Genomic DNA, 16368 nt, shown 5'->3' on the forward strand with positions numbered 1-16368 from the left:
AATTAGCCCACCTTGTCTCTCGCTGGTTCTTAGATGTTTTCTTTGGCTGTTCTTTGGCTGTTCTTTGGCTGTTCTTTGGCTGTTCTTTGGCTGTTCTTTGGCTGTTCTTAGCTGTTCTTAGCTGTTCCTTCGTTACTACCTATCTGTTCCTCGAGCATCTCCAAGGTTATGACTGTTTCTTAGCTCCGCCTCCTAGCGGTTAGTGAGCTATTCCCTGATCTGCTCCTCAGCTGTTTTCTAGGTGACCTCTGCATAGTTGTTCCTAACTACTCCCTATCTATCCTCCAAACTACCTCTTAAGCTTTTTTGAGACCCTTTAGTTGCTCTTTAGTTGCTTTTTAGATGTTCCCATAGTATTACCAGCGCTTCTATCTCCTCCTTAGCTGCCCCACGAGTTGTTCCTTAACTGCTCTCTAGCTCTTCCTTACTTCTGCCATTAGTTGTTCCCTTGCTACGCCCTACCCGTTCCTCAAGCTGCCTCTTTAGTACTCTTTAGCTACTCTTTAGCTACTCTTTAGTACTCTTTAGCTACTCTTTAGCTACTCTTTAGTACTCTTTAGTACTCTTTAGTACTCTTTAGCTGTTCCATAGCTTTACCTACATTCCCTATGATGCCCCCCGAGTTGTTCCCAACTGCTCTCTAGCTTTTCCTTACCTCTGCACTTATTTGTTCCTTATCTGCCCTCTCTTTGTTCCCCGAACTGCCTCTTTAGCGTTCTCAACTACTCTCTAGCATTTCCCAAACTGCCTCTTTAACTGTTCTCCCGCTACTCTCTAGCTATTCCCCGAGCTGTACTCTGCTGTTCTCTAATTCATCTTGTCCCTTAATCTCCCAATCCGCTTTTAACGGAAATGACAGCCCTTATTTCCACCATATCGAGCGATTTAAAATTTTAACGGAAATATGGTTCTCTATTTGCCTCAAATCAGCCCATTAGAGCAGAATTTCCACCAAATAAGCGCACTCAGTTCCGTTACGTTTTACATTACAGCCTATTTGCCCAAATAGCGTCTGTACGTTCCGTTAGAAGTTGAAGTTGGCTGAAGCATAAAGAAAAGGACCATTTAGACTGGACCTTAACGGTTCTCTGGATAGTCCTTGCAAACGCTCCTTCACCTGCCTATGCATGACCGCCGTCATGCAGCAATGCACCGCGCTGTAAGGGGAGCCTCAATATATTATCATTTGGCTCTTAGCTACTCCCTTAATCTCTCAATCCGCTTTTAACGGAAATGACAGCCCTTATTTCCACCATATCGAGCGATTTAAAATTTTAACGGAAATATGGTTCTCTATTTGCCTCAAATCAGCCCATTAGAGCAGAATTTCTACCAAATAAGCGCACTCAGTTCCGTTACGTTTTATATCGCAGCCTATTTGCCCAAATAGCGTCTGTACGTTCCGTAAGAAGTTGAAGTTGGCTGAAGCATAAAGAAAAGGACTATCCAGACTGACCTTAACGGTCCTCTGGATAGTCCTTGCAAACGCTCCTTCACCTGCCTATGCATGACCGCCGTCATGCAGCAATGCACCGCGCTGTAAGGGGAGCCTCAATATAATATTAAGGGATATATAACACTTGTCCTTCCGCCAGATCATGCTCGGACAGTCGGTTGTACAGTTGGAGTTCACGCGTGCTAAGCTGATAGCGCTCCGCGATATCATCCAGCGTCTCTTCCCGTTGTACAATCACGAGGCGAACCTTGCGGAACGGAGTCTGATCCTCGGTATTGCCCAGGAACAGGCTCTTCCAGCGGACTTCTTCTCCCTCTTCCTGATCAGGAATAACAATTTCTTCTTCGAAGTACTCTACACCACCATCCTTCTCCGGACGGTTGTGCAATAGCTTGCTGATGCCAAAGCCTTCATCGCGATCCTTGCTGCCAAAGGCAACCTTCAGCTCCTTCTTCTCTTCCTGCGCATGCGCTCCTTCTTCCTTCTCCTGTTGAACACTTTCCTCGAATACTTCTACAGCCTCTGCTTCTTCAACCTCCGCGGTCACATCCTCCACTTCAGCCTCCGCATAGCTATCTGTCTTCAACACAGCTTCCGCCTCATCCGCTCGTTCGGAATGGGCATTCACTTGCTCTTGATCTTCAGACCATACCGCCGCATTAGGCTCCTCTGCCTCTGAATCTTCCCACTGCGCAGCCTCCAATGACGGCTCTCCCTCATTAAGCCCCTTGTCCGCTGTAAATGTCGGTGTCAATAAGGGAGCTGAGTCTAACCATGACAACGTCTCTTCATTCTGTTCTTCGTGCTGCTCGCGGGCCCCGTACTGCTGTGCGGATGGGAAAGCCTCCTGTGCAACATATGAATGATCTACCGAAACCTCTGGTACCTGATACGAATAATTGTCCTGCTGGGACTGAGCCTCCCCCACTTCTCCCGTTCCAATAACCGGTTCGTGCGCGGCAACATACTCCCTGTCCATCCATTCTTCCGCCTCGGAACGCATAGTGGCCGTCTCAATTCCCTGCAAAGACAGAACTCCCGTAATATTCAAGCTGCGAGCGCTAAGCAGATCTACGTCAAAATTTTCGATTTCTACTGTAATCTCCTCTAGCTTGTTAACCCGACTGAGTGGAATCGTAATCTCAACAGGGATCCAATGCTCCAGCTCCCGACTCTCTCCCTCACCGCGATAAAGGCCTGACAACAATAAATGACCGCGCAGAGCTGCATATTCATCACCGGGATATACTTGGATTTTCGGAAAAAGTTCAATCTCCTCCAGTTCCTCGATGCCGATCACATCTTCGGATAGATGGACGCGCTCGTAAATATCAAAACGCAGGCCGTAGGAATGATCTACCAAGAACAACTACCTCCTTTTTTAGCAAATCCGAATATGACCCACATCCCCTTAAAAGGTTGTTCAAAAAGTCTCTTTTGATCACGAAGTAAAACATAAAGCGGTGTTGAAAGCCGAACTTTTTGAACACGTACATAAAGATGGATGGTCCAAATCTTCGCTCATTCTATCTATATGCTAAAAAAAGAAGAGCATGCCTTCTATTTCCAGGCACACTCTTTCAGAACTATATATAACTAGGACAAAGCCAGCTGCTTGCGCAACCGGTGCCATTCCTGGGGCCAAGGATCATCTACTCGAATCAGCTCACCAGTAAGCGAATGGGCAAAGGTTAGGCTCTCGCCATGCAGCGCCTGGTAGGGAAGCAGCTTTGTGCTGCCTCCATACAAAGCATCTCCAAGCAGGGGATGCCCGGCATAACTTAAATGGACGCGAATTTGATGCGTTCTTCCGGTTTCCAGTGTCAATCGCACCAAGCTCGCCTGATTTAATGTCTCTACCAGTTCAATATGCGTAACCGCTCTTTGCCCGGATGGAGAGACACGCCGACGCTGATTATGATGCCGGTCCCGCCCGATCGGCTCATCAATGATTCTAAGTGTCGGACTTACTGTCCCTTGCACAAGTGCAACGTATACCCTGGAGATCTCTTTGTGTGCCATCGCCGCATCAAGCTTAAGCTGGGCGTAAGCATTCTTCGCGTACAGCACCGGACCGGAGGTATATTCATCCAGCCGATGAATGTGAAGCGGGGCTACCTTCTCCCCACGCTCCGCATAAATAGCACAAACTTGGTTTGCCAGTGTGGGCTCACGGCTTTCTCCGTCCGGATGAACCTTAACCCCCACCGGCTTATGTACGACAAGACAGAAGTCATCCTCATACAAGATCTCCGGAGGTGTGCCGATCGGTGCAAAAGACGATTGCTTGGGCGGGAACACAAGCAGACGGAGACGATCGCCCGCCAGCTTGATACCGCCCTCAGCCTCAAGCGTCTTCAAAAGCTTGGGCGGGGCTGCCAATTCCTCTTGCAGCCAGGCCATAACCGCCTCATACCGTCCGCCATTCTCCGGCATCGGCAGTCGGCCTGGCATCAGCTCCAGCCATTCCCCCCGCCTCTGCCCTGCCGACTTCAAACTCACAGCCGTCTCAGCGCATTGCGATGCGCTTCAATGGTCAGCTCGATATCTTCATCTGTATGCACGCCCGAGATGAACATGCCTTCAAATTGAGATGGCGCAACATTAATTCCTTCCTCGGACAACGCCGCGAAGTAGCGGCGGAACAAATCGAGGTCACTCGTCTTAGCTGTCTCAAAGTTGGTGACTGCCTGATCCGTCAGGAATGGACACATCATTGAACCAACACGGTTGATCGTACAAGCCAGTCCGCGCTCCTTCGCATTGGCCGTAAAGCCTGCCTCCAATTTGGCCGACAAGTTCTCAAGACGATCATATACTTCTGGAGTCAAGAGCGACAAAGTCGTAAAGCCAGCGGTCATCGCCAGCGGATTACCGCTTAATGTTCCCGCTTGATAGATAGGACCGGACGGAGCAATCTGTTCCATGATCTCCTTCTTGCCGCCATATGCGCCGACAGGCAAGCCGCCTCCGATGACTTTGCCCAGACAGGTTAAATCCGGTGTGATGCCGAAGCGACCTTGTGCACAGTTCAAGCCTACCCGAAATCCGGTCATCACTTCATCAAATATAAGCACGCTGCCATACTCTGTCGTCAGACGACGCAGACCTTCAAGGAAGCCTGGCTGCGGCGGCACAACGCCCATATTGCCGGCTACCGGCTCAACAATGACACCCGCAATCTCTTCGCCAAAGCGCTTGAATGCCAACTCAACCGATTCCAGATCATTGTAAGGCACAGCGATCGTGTTGGAAGCCACCCCTTCGGGGACGCCGGGACTGTCCGGGAGGCCTAATGTAGCAACCCCGGAGCCAGCCTTGATCAGCAGACTATCCGCATGACCATGGTAAGAGCCTTCGAATTTCAAAATTTTGCTTCTGCCTGTATATCCCCGCGCTAGCCGGATAGCGCTCATCGTCGCTTCCGTACCTGAGTTAACCATCCGTACGATATCGATGGATGGCACGCGCTCTACAACCAGCTTCGCCATCTCCGTCTCCAGCAATGTAGGCATGCCAAAGCTCGTCCCCTTGGCAGCAGCCTCTTGAAGCGCCTTTACCACTTCAGGATGAGCATGGCCCATAATGAGCGGTCCCCAGGAGCCTACATAGTCGATATAGCTGTTGCCGTCGATATCATATACTCTTGAACCGGAGGCATGCTCCGCATAGATCGGTGTTAATCCGACGGACTTATAAGCCCGCACTGGACTATTTACACCTCCAGGCAAATATTGCTTCGCTTCCTCAAAAGCCGTAAAGGAACGTCCATCCTGCTTGCGTCCGAGCTTGTCATTCATTGCAGCTTCACTCCTCACCTTATTCGGTAGAATCTATTGAAACCAATTATTTGCCTTCACGCAGCCAACGCGCAGCATCCTTGGCAAAATACGTAATGATAATATCCGCGCCTGCCCGCTTCATGCCAAGCAACATCTCCGTTACAATGGCGCGTTCGTTAATCCAGCCTTGCATGGCCGCAGCTTTTACAAGCGAGTATTCTCCACTGACATTGTAAGCGACAAGCGGCAGGTCAAATTGATCGCGAACGACACGAAGCACATCAAGGAAAGCCAGAGCCGGCTTCACCATCAGCATATCCGCTCCCTCCAGCACATCAGACTCGGCCTCGCGCAATGCTTCCCGAACATTAGCCGGGTCCATCTGATACGTCTTGCGGTCACCGAACTGTGGAGCTGAATCAGCAGCCTCACGGAATGGACCGTAGAATGCGGAAGCATATTTCACGGAATATGCCATAATCGGCACCTGGCTGAAGCCAGCTTCATCCAATCCGGCGCGGATCGCTGCGACATAGCCGTCCATCATGTTAGATGGAGCGATAATGTCAGCTCCTGCCCCCGCTTGCGAGACCGCCGTGCGAACCAGCAATTCCAGCGATTCATCATTCAGCACATCGCCGCATACATGGCCGTCGCGCTCATACGTATGCACCATGCCGCAATGCCCGTGATCTGTGAACTCGCATAAGCAAGTATCAGCCACAACAAGCAGATCCGGATACAGCGATTTGATCTTGCGCGTAGCCTGCTGCACGATGCCGTCCTCGGCATAGGCTCCCGAGCCCACACTGTCCTTGGACTCCGGTATACCGAACAGCAATACCGCACGGATTCCCAGTTCGGCAATTTCCTTAACCTCTTGCTCCAACGTATCCAGCGAAAATTGATAAACCCCAGGCATTGAGGTTATTTCTTTCTTAATGCCGCTGCCAGGAACGACAAAGATCGGTTGAATGAAATCATCCACAGTTAATACCGTCTCACGCACGAGGCCACGAATGCCCGCAGATTGACGCAAACGGCGATGTCTTACAATTGGAAAAGCCATATATAATTCCTCCTAGTTCTATAAGATGGTTAACGGTTGTATAAATTTTGAGCTTGCTTCCAGGCACATAACCCGGTCACCAGACTTGGAATCGTGGACTCCTCAGCGGTCACCGCCACGTTTAATCCAGCTTGCTCTGCCGTCTTTGCAGTAACTGGACCGATACAGCAAATTGCAGCGCCTGCAAGGGCCTGAACAGGGTCAGGCACCCCCATCCTGCTCAAAGCCGACAGCAAATTGGTCACCGTCGACGAGCTGGTAAAGGTAACGGCATGAATTCCGCCCTGCTCCAGCAGCTTAAGCAATTCATCGTCTTCATCCGCGGTTGGTACCGTCTCATACATAACCGCATCCGTCACGTTAAGTCCTCTGTTCTGAAGCACCTCAGCCAGCCAGGAGCGCGCCAGATTGCCACGGGCAAGAAGCACTTTCTGACCGGCCAGCAATTGCTGATCAAAAGCTTCGAACAAACCTTCAGCCTGAAAATGGCCAGGCAGCTCCTCAGCAGCAATTCCGTAACGGCGCAGCGCTTCCTTGGTCGCTGGACCCACCGCGGCAATGCGGGCGGCGTGCAATGCGCGAATGTCTTTCCCAAGTCTGTCCAGATGCCTGAAGAAATACTCTACCCCATTGACGCTTGTGAAGAATACCCAATCATACTGCTCCAGATCCTCCAGATCCTTAGCCGTTGCATGTAAATATTCCGGATTCGGCATCACCGTCTCAATGACCGGGAATTCATAGGTTTCTCCGCCCAGCTCCTCGATTTGCTTCACTAATTCGCTTGCTTGGGAGCGGGAACGGGTGACCAGGAACCTCGCGCCGAACAGAGGCATATCCTCGGCCCACTTCAGCAGCTCGCGCTGCCGGACCGCCTCGCCGACGACGATTACAGCGGGTGATTCAAATTTCGCCGCCAGTACCTTCTGTTCGATATCTTCCAGCGTGCCGATCAAAACGGCCTGCTCCGCGCGGGTCCCCCAGCGAATAAGAGCCACCGGCGTCTCCGGCGGTCTGCCGTGGTTGATTAGCTGTGCGGATATATGGCCGATTTTGGCCAGTCCCATCATAAAGACGAGCGTCCCCGTAGCCTGGGTCAGCTTGGCCCAATCAATCGATAGGTCCAGCTTGTCTTGGCTCTCATGCCCGGTAATGATCGATAAGGATGAGGCAATATCTCGGTGGGTAACGGGAATACCAGCATATGCAGGGACAGCAATTGCCGCGGTTATGCCCGGAACAATCTCATACGGAATCCGGTGTTGCCGCAGCAGTCCGGCTTCTTCACCAACGCGGCCAAAGATCGTCGGGTCTCCGCCCTTGAGACGAACGACGATCTTGCCCGACAGCGCGAGATCAACAAGCAGTTGATTAATTTCCTCCTGCTTCATCGTGTGTCGATTCACCGTCTTGCCTACATAAATCTTCTCGGCGCCGCGCTTCGCCCGGGTCAAGAGGCTCGGATTGGCCAGTCGATCATATACGACTGCGTCCGCTTTTTCCAGGCACTCCAGCCCCTTCAGCGTAATTAAGCGCGCATCGCCTGGGCCTGCGCCAACTAAATATACTTTACCAGCTCCAGCCACTTCTCCATCACTCCCTGACCGCAGCCAATATTCGATCTGCACCTTGTGAAATCAATTTCTGTGCTACATCTTCCCCAAGCTGAACCGGGTCGTCTCCGGTAAGGCTTTCTTTTAGAATCAGGCTTCCGTCAGGCGCACCGACCATTCCAGTCAGAGTAATCGATCCTGTTCCCGGGCCAGCCGCCTTACCATCAGCCGCTCCATTCCACACTGCAAAGGCTCCAATCGGTACCTGGCAGCCGCCGTTCAATACAGCGAGGAAGCGCCGTTCCGCAGTAACGGTAAGGGAAGTCAGGCGATCGTTATACAAAGACAACAGAGCTTTAAGTTCCTCATCATCTTCACGGCACTCTAGTCCAAGAGCTCCTTGTCCAACCGCCGGAAGACAGATATCAACCGGCAGCAATGATGAAATCCGATCTTCCCAGCCCATCCGTGTGAGCCCGGCCGCTGCTAGAATAATCGCGTCGAAACCTTCTGTCCCCAGCTTGCGCAGACGGGAATCAATATTTCCACGAATCGACTCCAGCTGTAAATCGGGGCGCTTCGCACGAAGCTGACTGGAACGACGCAAGCTGCTAGTACCTACCTTAGCGCCATGTGGCAGTTCCTCCAGGGAGAGCCCCTCTTTGGAGATTAATGCATCCCTGGGTTCAACCCGCTGCGGAATGGCCCCATTGATGAGCCCCTCCGGCAGCTCGGAAGGCATATCCTTCATGCTATGTACCGCTAAGTCAATCTCCTTCTCGAGCATAGCCTGCTCGATCTCTTTGACAAATAAGCCTTTACCGCCTACTTTGGACAGAGTCACATCTAAAATACGGTCACCCTTCGTCACGATCTTGCGAATTTCAAACTGGAACGGGAGCCCATGCTGCGCGCAGAGCTTCTCCAAGGCACCGATAACCTGTCCCGTCTGGGTTAGAGCTAATTGGCTTTGTCTTGTTCCGACAACTATCGTACGCTTCGTCATTCCCTACTCCTCCTGCTGAACATTTATCCAAGACAACAGTTCTTCCTCACTGCTTAGCGAAAAATCACCGGTCCTTATTCCCTTCAAAACATCGATCGTAGCCAACTTCTGAAATAATCGCTTCCTTTGAGCGACATCAATCACTCGCCTCTTAATCACCAGTCTGGCCCATGACAAAAAACGGATATACTCCTCGTACTCATCTCCGAACTGCTCTTCGATCTCGGCGCTTATTCTCTTGGCCGCCTCTGGCGCCGCACCGGAAGTAGATACAGCAACGATCAGTTCTCCTCGCCTGAAGGAGCTAGGCGTAATAAATGATCCCCGGGCACCTTCCCCAGCGTGGTTAACCATAATTCCCAGCTTATGGGCTTCAGCGGCAACCTGATCGTTAACAGACAATTGATCCGTTACGGCAAAAACCATAAAAGCTCCCTGCAAGTCACCTTGCTTATAACAGCGCGCATTCCAGCTAATCTGCCCTTGTTGCCAAGCTCGAAGAAGCTTAGGGGTTAGCTTAGGGCTGATGACCTGGATCTCGGCTTCAGCGGGCTGTAGTGCCGCCACCTTCCGCTCTGCAACAAGCCCTCCGCCCACCAGAATACATTTGCGGCCTTGAAGATCAAGCATAACAGGGACATAATGCGTCATCCAACACCCACTCCCGAGTCCGCTTTTAACAAGCCAATCAATAGTCGAGTTCAGTTTTTTTGAACTCGCAACGTAAAATATAATAATGAGTATAGGATACCCTACCCTGTCGTATTTTGCCATCGAGCTTTTGAGTACGAAGACTCAACCTGTAAATGTTCTTTAATAAAAAAACAAGCCCCGTTGCCGATCCGCCTGACCTTCCTGCCTGCAAATGGTGCGGTGGCAATCAGAATCAAAGCAGTGGCCTCAGGGCATAGCATTCTTTAAGAGGTTATTTAACAAGTTCCCCTCTGATCACGAAGCAGCACGGGCAGCTTGATCAACCGTTGAGTCTTGAATTCAGCCGAGCTACAAGCTAAGCGAATACTAACGAGGTCATGTTTATCCCAAAAACATCTCAGGTACTCATGTTGCTGCTACAAACACAGGTCTACGAAGCCGTTTTTCATAAAAACGTATCGCGCCTTATCCCTGGCTTCAAGCAACTGAAGGGTTTTGGAGAAACGCGCATCAGAACCATATGCTTCCGTGCTGAAATAAGACTTTCTAGATACAAACTTTAAACGGATAAAATATTCAGACCGAAGCCTTCATCATCGGAACAGGCACCTTATCCGGACTAACTTCCACGCCAACTGCAATCGGCTCCGGAACCGGGGCTTCCACAGCCAACGCCTCCATAGATGCGCTCTGCTCCTCAAGCTGCTCCTCCAGAGCAAATATCTTGGTAAACATATCCAGCGCCGCCAGACCGTTCTCCTCCCCGCTCATTTCCTTGATCCGTTTAATTGGATCATGCATCATCTGATTCACGATGCTCTTCGTTAGACGGGCAATTACTTTGCGTTCCCGTTCACCCAGGTCAGGCAGCTTGTTGAACAAGCTGTCCAATGTGCTTGCATGAATCGCAGACGATTTCTCTTGCAGCGCTCGAATAACAGGCTGAACGCCCAGGGTTTGCAACCAGCCGGTAAAAGCAGCAATCTCCTCTTCGATCATCCGCTCGATAAGGATGGCCTCTCCGCGGCGCATTTCCATATTGCTCTCAACGATTCCCTCCAGATCATCAATATCATAGAGGAACACATTCGGAAGCTCGCCAATCGACGGCTCGATATCACGCGGTACAGCAATATCAATAATGAACAACGGACGATCCGGACGAAGCCCCATGCTCTTGGTTACCTGCGCGGAAGTAAGCACATATCCTTCTGCCCCGGTGGAGCTGATCAGAATATCCACTTCAGATAGTCGCCGCATCGCCTCCTGCATTGTGCATGGCGTTCCGTCAAACTTACTAGCCAGCTCTTGCGCCCGAGTAAAGGTTCGGTTTGCAACGAGCACCTCTTCCGTTCCCCCGCCGCTTAAATGCTTCGCTGTCAATTCGCTCATTTTTCCGGCGCCAAGGATCAGAACCCGCTTCCCGGAGAAGCTGCCAAATACACGCTTGCCGAGCTCCACAGCCGCATAGCTAATCGAGACCGCACTCTCGCCAATCGCCGTCTCTGAATGAGCACGTTTACTAAGAGTAATCGCTTGTTTGAACAACATATTAAACCATTTACCGGTAGCCTTCTCCCCTTGTGCAAGCAAAAACGCACTGCGTACCTGGCCAAGAATTTGCGTCTCCCCAAGCACCATGGAATCCAGCCCGCTGGCTACCCTGAACAAATGACGAACCGCTTGCTCCTCTTCATACATATATAAATGCTTGGTAAATTCCTCGCGTGGAATACCAAACCATTTCTCCATAAAACTACGGATATAATATCCGCACATATGCAGCCGATCAACAACTACATAGATTTCCGTGCGGTTGCAGGTCGCAAGAATTACTCCTTCCATCACACTTTTGGTACGTGTTAATTCCAGCAGCGCCTGCGGCATATCCTGTTCTGAAAATGCAAAACGTTCTCTGACCTCCACAGGTGCCGTCCGATAATTTAGTCCGACAACGACAATGTGCATAGAAGTTCACCTGCCTCCACAAGACTTAAGAGGATATTCAAAAGGTCCACTTGGATCTTAAAGTGAATCATGAAATAACTCGGCATCGAGGTTTGAATTTATCGGGATTTCTGTTGCTCATGTACCCAAAAGGTACGTTCCACTTCTCAGTCCCAGCTTCCTTTAACCCTCTCGGTGCTGTTAAATCGACCTTTTTGAACTCCTACCTAAAGCATGATTCCAACACAAACAATGTTAATTATATCACAGGGCCAGTCTGTTACTCGGCAAAAAAAGCAGAGATTTTTGAATTATTTATGAATTTCCACAAATAAACAAATAACCATGGAAATGTCCCATGGTTATTCTATATTTCCCATTTCTAGCTTTTATAGAACAGGATTAAATTTATCTTTAGACGAATTCTACTTTATTGATCTCAGGTGTGGCTACTTCCATCTCGCCCATGCCGCGAACCAATTTCTTGGCAAAGGTCTTCTCCGGCTTCAAAACGGACACCAGGTAATCGACAGCTAATTGTGGATCAACCCATTCACCACAAGTGTAACAATCAATTGCAGCAAACCCTCTCTCAGGATACGTGTGAATCGAGAGATGGCTCTCCGACAGTAATACAAGTACTGTAGCACCTTGAGGCTCGAACTGCCTGGATTGCATGGATAACACGGTAGCACCGCAAGCTTCGGCTGCTTCCACCATATACTCCTGAAGAAGCTCAGCATTATTCAGCAACTCAAAATCTACTCCCCAAGTATCAACAGCAACGTGTCTTCCGAAAGTTGAATAATCCATCTTCCGGTTCCCCCTTCCTAGGAATAAAATGTTTGAAAAAATTTCATCCGCTAGGACCTACGTCATTCACTGCTCGAGGGAAAAATGTCTCGCAACATCTCCATGTCCTGAGTGAATCCTGGTTCCTATATTGTTTTCAACGAGATTAAAAATAACATCTATTGTAGACAATTGCAACACTTTTTTTTACAGCTGTGCCCAGTTCATGCCAGCAAAAAGGCTACCCTAACTAAAGGGTAGCCTACAATAGTAATTTATGTGATTGCAGTTCTGTTGGTGACTAGGTCAAAAAGATGATCCTACCCCTTGAAAGCTCTAGGCTTCCAGGACGAACAATCGACGTGAATGCTCGCGAAGCTGATCGTCAATTTGATTAACCACCACGGGATCATTCGCTGCAAAACGCGAATCAAGCAAAGCATTGATGCTCTCTTGAATACCACTGATCTCCTGCTCCACATCATTGTTGTGGTACAGTCGCTGCAGCCTACCCGCCGTATCCTTATGCTCGAACACGAGCTTATAAGAGTCCCGGGAATATTCCACGATCTTGCGAACGCGGCCTTCCTGATAATAATACATCATCATGAATCCACTATATACTCTGGTTACCAGGCCAGAACCTTTGAAAGCAGAGAACAAAAGTCTCATTACGTTCGTTAAATGTGGTTGTTCCAAGCGGAAAGACAGTTCACAGACATAATAACCGTCCCTACGGTCAAAAGGCAAACAGACTTCTTCACCCCCGTCATCCTCAAGTACAACCTCGTGGCTTCCGTTCTCAAGCACTTTCACTTTCTGACGGACATGGGGATCATAAACCTTATGAACAAACTGTGACATCTGAGCTTCTGACAAACGCAAACTGGCATTGACATATTCTGTGGCTAACCGCTGAGCCATAAAAATCTCCTCAATTCTTTTAACGATTATAATAATTATACACTACTCGTTGAAGAATTTGCTCAGCTATTAAACCGTGAATTCCAGCCATTTTTCAGAAAAAAACGGAATAAGCAGTTTTTTACTGCAAAAATCCCCCAGCATTCTCACTTTCCTACCGAGTGTTCTCCGAATCCCTTCTTAATCCGTTGAAAACGGCTTTCGTTTATTCTTCGATATTCTCCGCCTCAGGCTCGTTCGGACGGGTAAACCCGGCAATATGCGCCCATAGCTCGTCCTTGCCGATCCCCGTCTCTGAGGAGAACATAATCAGTTTATCGCCGCCGCGCATAACTAGCGCTTCCTTGATGACCTTGATATGCTTCTGCCAACGGGAACGCGGGATCTTGTCCGCTTTTGTGGCGACGACGCACACCGGCGAATCATAATGCTTGAGCCAGTCATACATCATCTCGTCATCCTTGCTAGGCGGATGCCTCAGATCGATCACCAGGATGATCAGACGCAGCGTCTCACGCTCAAGCAAATACTTCTCGATCATAGCCCCCCATACCTGACGCTGAGTCTTGGAGACTTTGGCATAGCCATATCCCGGCAAGTCAACGAAGTAGAGCTCATTATTGATCCGATAATAATTCAGATGCTGAGTTTTCCCTGGCGTCGAACTTGTTCGGGCCAAATTCTTGCGATTAATCATCTTGTTAATAAGCGATGATTTGCCCACGTTGGAACGCCCTGCCAGAGCAATCTCTGGCAAGGCGTCCTGAGGGTAACCACTCGGGCCCACAGCGCTAATCACAAATTCTGCATTCGTAACTTTCATTCATTCAAATTCCTCTCTATTGCAACCCGCTTTGTTCAACGAGCGCATGCCTCAAAACCTGGTCCATATGCGCCACAGGCACAAATTCAATATCTTCTTTCACACTGTCCGGGATATCGCGCAAGTCGCGTTCATTATCCTTTGGCAGCAATATTTTTTTGTAACCGGCCCGGTGAGCCGCTAATGACTTCTCCTTCAACCCACCGATTGGCAGAACCCGGCCCCGTAAAGTAATCTCGCCGGTCATCGCGATATCCTTGGAGACATGACGCCCGGTCAGAGCTGAGATCAGAGCTGTGGCAATCGTAATTCCCGCTGAAGGTCCATCCTTGGGAATCGCCCCCTCCGGGATATGGATATGAACATCATTCTTCTCATGGAAGTCAGCCGGAATCCCCAGCTCCTCCGCTTTGGAACGGGTATAACTAAAGGCCGCTTGTGCCGATTCCTTCATCACATCGCCCAGCTTCCCGGTCAGAATCAGCTTGCCGCTGCCCGGAACAACCGTAACTTCGATCAGCAGCGTCTCTCCGCCAACCTCGGTCCAGGCCAAACCGGTCACCATGCCGATCTGATCCTCCAGCTCGGCTACACCATAGCGGAATTTGGGAATCCCCAAATAATCCTTAATCTGATTCTCCGTAATCTCCAGGCATTCAATTCCCTCGGAGACGATTTTCTTGGCCGCCTTACGGCACAAAGCCGCTACCTGCTGCTCCAGATTCCGCACTCCGGACTCCCGTGTATATTCACGGATCGTCTTCAGTAATGCGGACTCATCCATCTTCAGTTGCTCCGGGTCTAGCCCATGCTCGCGCTTCTGTTTCGGCAGAAGATAACGCGTAGCAATTTGCAGCTTCTCAAGCTCCGTATAACCCGGAATAAACAGCATCTCCATCCGGTCGAGCAGCGGACGCGGAATATTATGAGCAGCATTAGCTGTCGTAATAAACATCACGTTGGACAGATCGAAGGGAACCTCGATGAAATGATCGCTGAACGTATTATTTTGTTCCGGATCGAGTACTTCCAACAGAGCGGCTGACGGATCGCCACGGAAATCCGAGGCCATCTTATCGATCTCATCAAGCAGGAACACCGGATTTAACGTACCCGCCGTCTTCATTCCTTGAATGATCCTGCCCGGCATAGCACCTACGTAGGTTCTTCTATGTCCGCGAATTTCCGCTTCATCGCGCACGCCGCCGAGCGAGACGCGTACAAATTGGCGTCCGAGCGATCGGGCGATCGAACGAGCGAGCGAGGTCTTCCCGACCCCTGGCGGACCAACAAGACATAGAATCGGGCCTTTCAGCTTCTTGACGAGCTTTTGCACCGCCAAATATTCAAGCACCCGCTCTTTCGGCTTATCCAGACCGTAATGATCCTCATCAAGCACCTGCTCTGCCTTGGCCAGATCCAGATCATCTTCACTCTGTTGATCCCAAGGAAGGCTCAACAGCCAGTCGACGTAATTGCGGATTACTCCGCCCTCCGCAGAGCTGATCGGCATTTTCTCCAGGCGATCTATCTCCTTGAGAATCTTCTCTCGAACCGCTTCCGGCAGAGATTTCTCTTCCAGTTGAGAGCGAAGCTCCTCGACCTCTCCGGCACGGCCTTCCTTCTCGCCAAGCTCCTTCTGGATCGCCTTCATCTGCTCCCGCAGATAATATTCCTTCTGCGTCTTCTCCATCTGCTTCTTGACACGCTGGCTGATCTTCCGTTCAAGCTCAAGCACTTCGCGCTCATTATTCAGAATATCGAGCAGCTTCTCCAGACGCTCTCTTACATCGATCGTCTCGAGGATTTCCTGCTTATCCTTGATTTTGAGCGACAGGTGGCTCGTAATAACGTCAGCCAGCCGTCCGGCTTCTTCAATATCGGAAACCGCCGCTAGCGTCTCGGGTGTTACTTTCTTGGATAAGTTAATATAATGTTCGAATTGAGTCAGCACCGTACGCATTAAAGCATCCACTTCAGGCTCCTCAGGCTCGATTTCCGGTCTCTCGACCGCGATGACCTCGTAATACTCCTCATTATCCAAATATTCCATAACCTCAGCACGTTCCATACCTTCAACCAGAACCCTGATTGTTCCGTTCGGGAGCTTCAGCATTTGCCGGACCTTTGCTACTGTGCCGATTCGAAATATATCTTCTTGCGTTGGTTCTTCAATGTTCACTTCAGATTGAGAACATAGGAGAATCAAATTGTCGTCAACCATCGCTTTTTCTAACGCCTTTACGGATTTCTCCCGTCCTACATCCAAATGCAATACCATGCTTGGATAGACGAGCAAACCGCGCAAAGGCAATAGAGGAAAACGACGGCCTTTGTTTTTATGAGGTCCCATCGCTTTCGC

The 16368-nt window shown here is 50.0% G+C and carries 12 protein-coding genes; all 12 read right to left on the reverse strand.

Annotation, left to right across the window (positions count from 1 at the left end; translation table 11 throughout):
* Nucleotides 1-1562: 1562 nt before the first annotated feature.
* Nucleotides 1563-2819: a LysM peptidoglycan-binding domain-containing protein gene (locus tag BN1360_RS01420; RefSeq protein ID WP_068778130.1), complete on the reverse strand. Its 1257-nt coding sequence runs from the start codon at nt 2817-2819 to the stop codon at nt 1563-1565.
* Between the two features lie 233 nt (nt 2820-3052).
* Nucleotides 3053-3958, reverse strand: a complete 906-nt coding sequence (locus tag BN1360_RS01425; protein ID WP_068778131.1) for an RluA family pseudouridine synthase — start codon at nt 3956-3958, stop codon at nt 3053-3055.
* Nucleotides 3955-5256, reverse strand: coding sequence for a glutamate-1-semialdehyde 2,1-aminomutase (gene hemL, locus BN1360_RS01430; RefSeq protein WP_068778132.1), 1302 nt, complete (start codon nt 5254-5256; stop codon nt 3955-3957). Before hemL ends, BN1360_RS01425 begins: the two co-directional genes overlap by 4 nt.
* Before the next feature lie 46 nt (nt 5257-5302).
* Entirely contained in the window at nt 5303-6307 is a 1005-nt protein-coding gene (gene hemB, locus BN1360_RS01435) for a porphobilinogen synthase (RefSeq protein ID WP_068778133.1), read from the reverse strand.
* A gap of 29 nt (nt 6308-6336) precedes the next feature.
* Nucleotides 6337-7893 carry a uroporphyrinogen-III C-methyltransferase gene (gene cobA / locus BN1360_RS01440; RefSeq protein WP_068778134.1) on the reverse strand — a complete coding sequence of 519 codons (1557 nt, stop codon included), beginning with the start codon at nt 7891-7893 and terminating at the stop codon, nt 6337-6339.
* A 7-nt stretch (nt 7894-7900) separates the two neighbouring features.
* The gene (gene hemC, locus BN1360_RS01445; RefSeq protein WP_068778135.1) at nt 7901-8866 is read right to left on the reverse strand and encodes a hydroxymethylbilane synthase; all 966 of its coding nucleotides are present in this window, start codon (nt 8864-8866) and stop codon (nt 7901-7903) included.
* Nucleotides 8867-8869: 3 nt separating this feature from the next.
* Nucleotides 8870-9517, reverse strand: a complete 648-nt coding sequence (locus tag BN1360_RS01450) for a precorrin-2 dehydrogenase/sirohydrochlorin ferrochelatase family protein (RefSeq protein WP_068778136.1) — start codon at nt 9515-9517, stop codon at nt 8870-8872.
* A gap of 579 nt (nt 9518-10096) precedes the next feature.
* Nucleotides 10097-11488: a glutamyl-tRNA reductase gene (gene hemA, locus BN1360_RS01455; protein ID WP_068778137.1), complete on the reverse strand. Its 1392-nt coding sequence runs from the start codon at nt 11486-11488 to the stop codon at nt 10097-10099.
* Nucleotides 11489-11881: 393 nt separating this feature from the next.
* Nucleotides 11882-12280: an adenosylmethionine decarboxylase gene (gene speD, locus BN1360_RS01460; RefSeq protein ID WP_068778138.1), complete on the reverse strand. Its 399-nt coding sequence runs from the start codon at nt 12278-12280 to the stop codon at nt 11882-11884.
* A gap of 315 nt (nt 12281-12595) precedes the next feature.
* Entirely contained in the window at nt 12596-13183 is a 588-nt protein-coding gene (locus tag BN1360_RS01465; protein WP_068778139.1) for a non-ribosomal peptide synthetase module, read from the reverse strand.
* 205 nt (nt 13184-13388) lie between these two features.
* Nucleotides 13389-14006 carry a ribosome biogenesis GTP-binding protein YihA/YsxC gene (yihA, locus tag BN1360_RS01470; protein WP_068778140.1) on the reverse strand — a complete coding sequence of 206 codons (618 nt, stop codon included), beginning with the start codon at nt 14004-14006 and terminating at the stop codon, nt 13389-13391.
* Nucleotides 14007-14022: 16 nt separating this feature from the next.
* Nucleotides 14023-16359 carry an endopeptidase La gene (gene lon, locus BN1360_RS01475; RefSeq protein ID WP_068778141.1) on the reverse strand — a complete coding sequence of 779 codons (2337 nt, stop codon included), beginning with the start codon at nt 16357-16359 and terminating at the stop codon, nt 14023-14025.
* Nucleotides 16360-16368: the final 9 nt, after the last annotated feature.

It is taken from the genome of Paenibacillus sp. GM2, assembly GCF_900069005.2.
Taxonomy (GTDB): Bacteria; Bacillota; Bacilli; order Paenibacillales; family Paenibacillaceae; genus Fontibacillus.

What these genes read in the sequence shown, in the direction of transcription:
- hemL (WP_068778132.1), bottom strand. Translation starts at nt 5,256, where the DNA reads ATGAATGACAAGCTCGGACGCAAGCAGGATGGACGTTCCTTTACGGCT.
- hemB (WP_068778133.1), bottom strand. Translation starts at nt 6,307, where the DNA reads ATGGCTTTTCCAATTGTAAGACATCGCCGTTTGCGTCAATCTGCGGGC.
- hemC (WP_068778135.1), bottom strand. Translation starts at nt 8,866, where the DNA reads ATGACGAAGCGTACGATAGTTGTCGGAACAAGACAAAGCCAATTAGCT.
- BN1360_RS01450 (WP_068778136.1), bottom strand. Translation starts at nt 9,517, where the DNA reads ATGACGCATTATGTCCCTGTTATGCTTGATCTTCAAGGCCGCAAATGT.
- hemA (WP_068778137.1), bottom strand. Translation starts at nt 11,488, where the DNA reads ATGCACATTGTCGTTGTCGGACTAAATTATCGGACGGCACCTGTGGAG.
- speD (WP_068778138.1), bottom strand. Translation starts at nt 12,280, where the DNA reads ATGGATTATTCAACTTTCGGAAGACACGTTGCTGTTGATACTTGGGGA.
- BN1360_RS01465 (WP_068778139.1), bottom strand. Translation starts at nt 13,183, where the DNA reads ATGGCTCAGCGGTTAGCCACAGAATATGTCAATGCCAGTTTGCGTTTG.
- yihA (WP_068778140.1), bottom strand. Translation starts at nt 14,006, where the DNA reads ATGAAAGTTACGAATGCAGAATTTGTGATTAGCGCTGTGGGCCCGAGT.
- lon (WP_068778141.1), bottom strand. Translation starts at nt 16,359, where the DNA reads ATGGGACCTCATAAAAACAAAGGCCGTCGTTTTCCTCTATTGCCTTTG.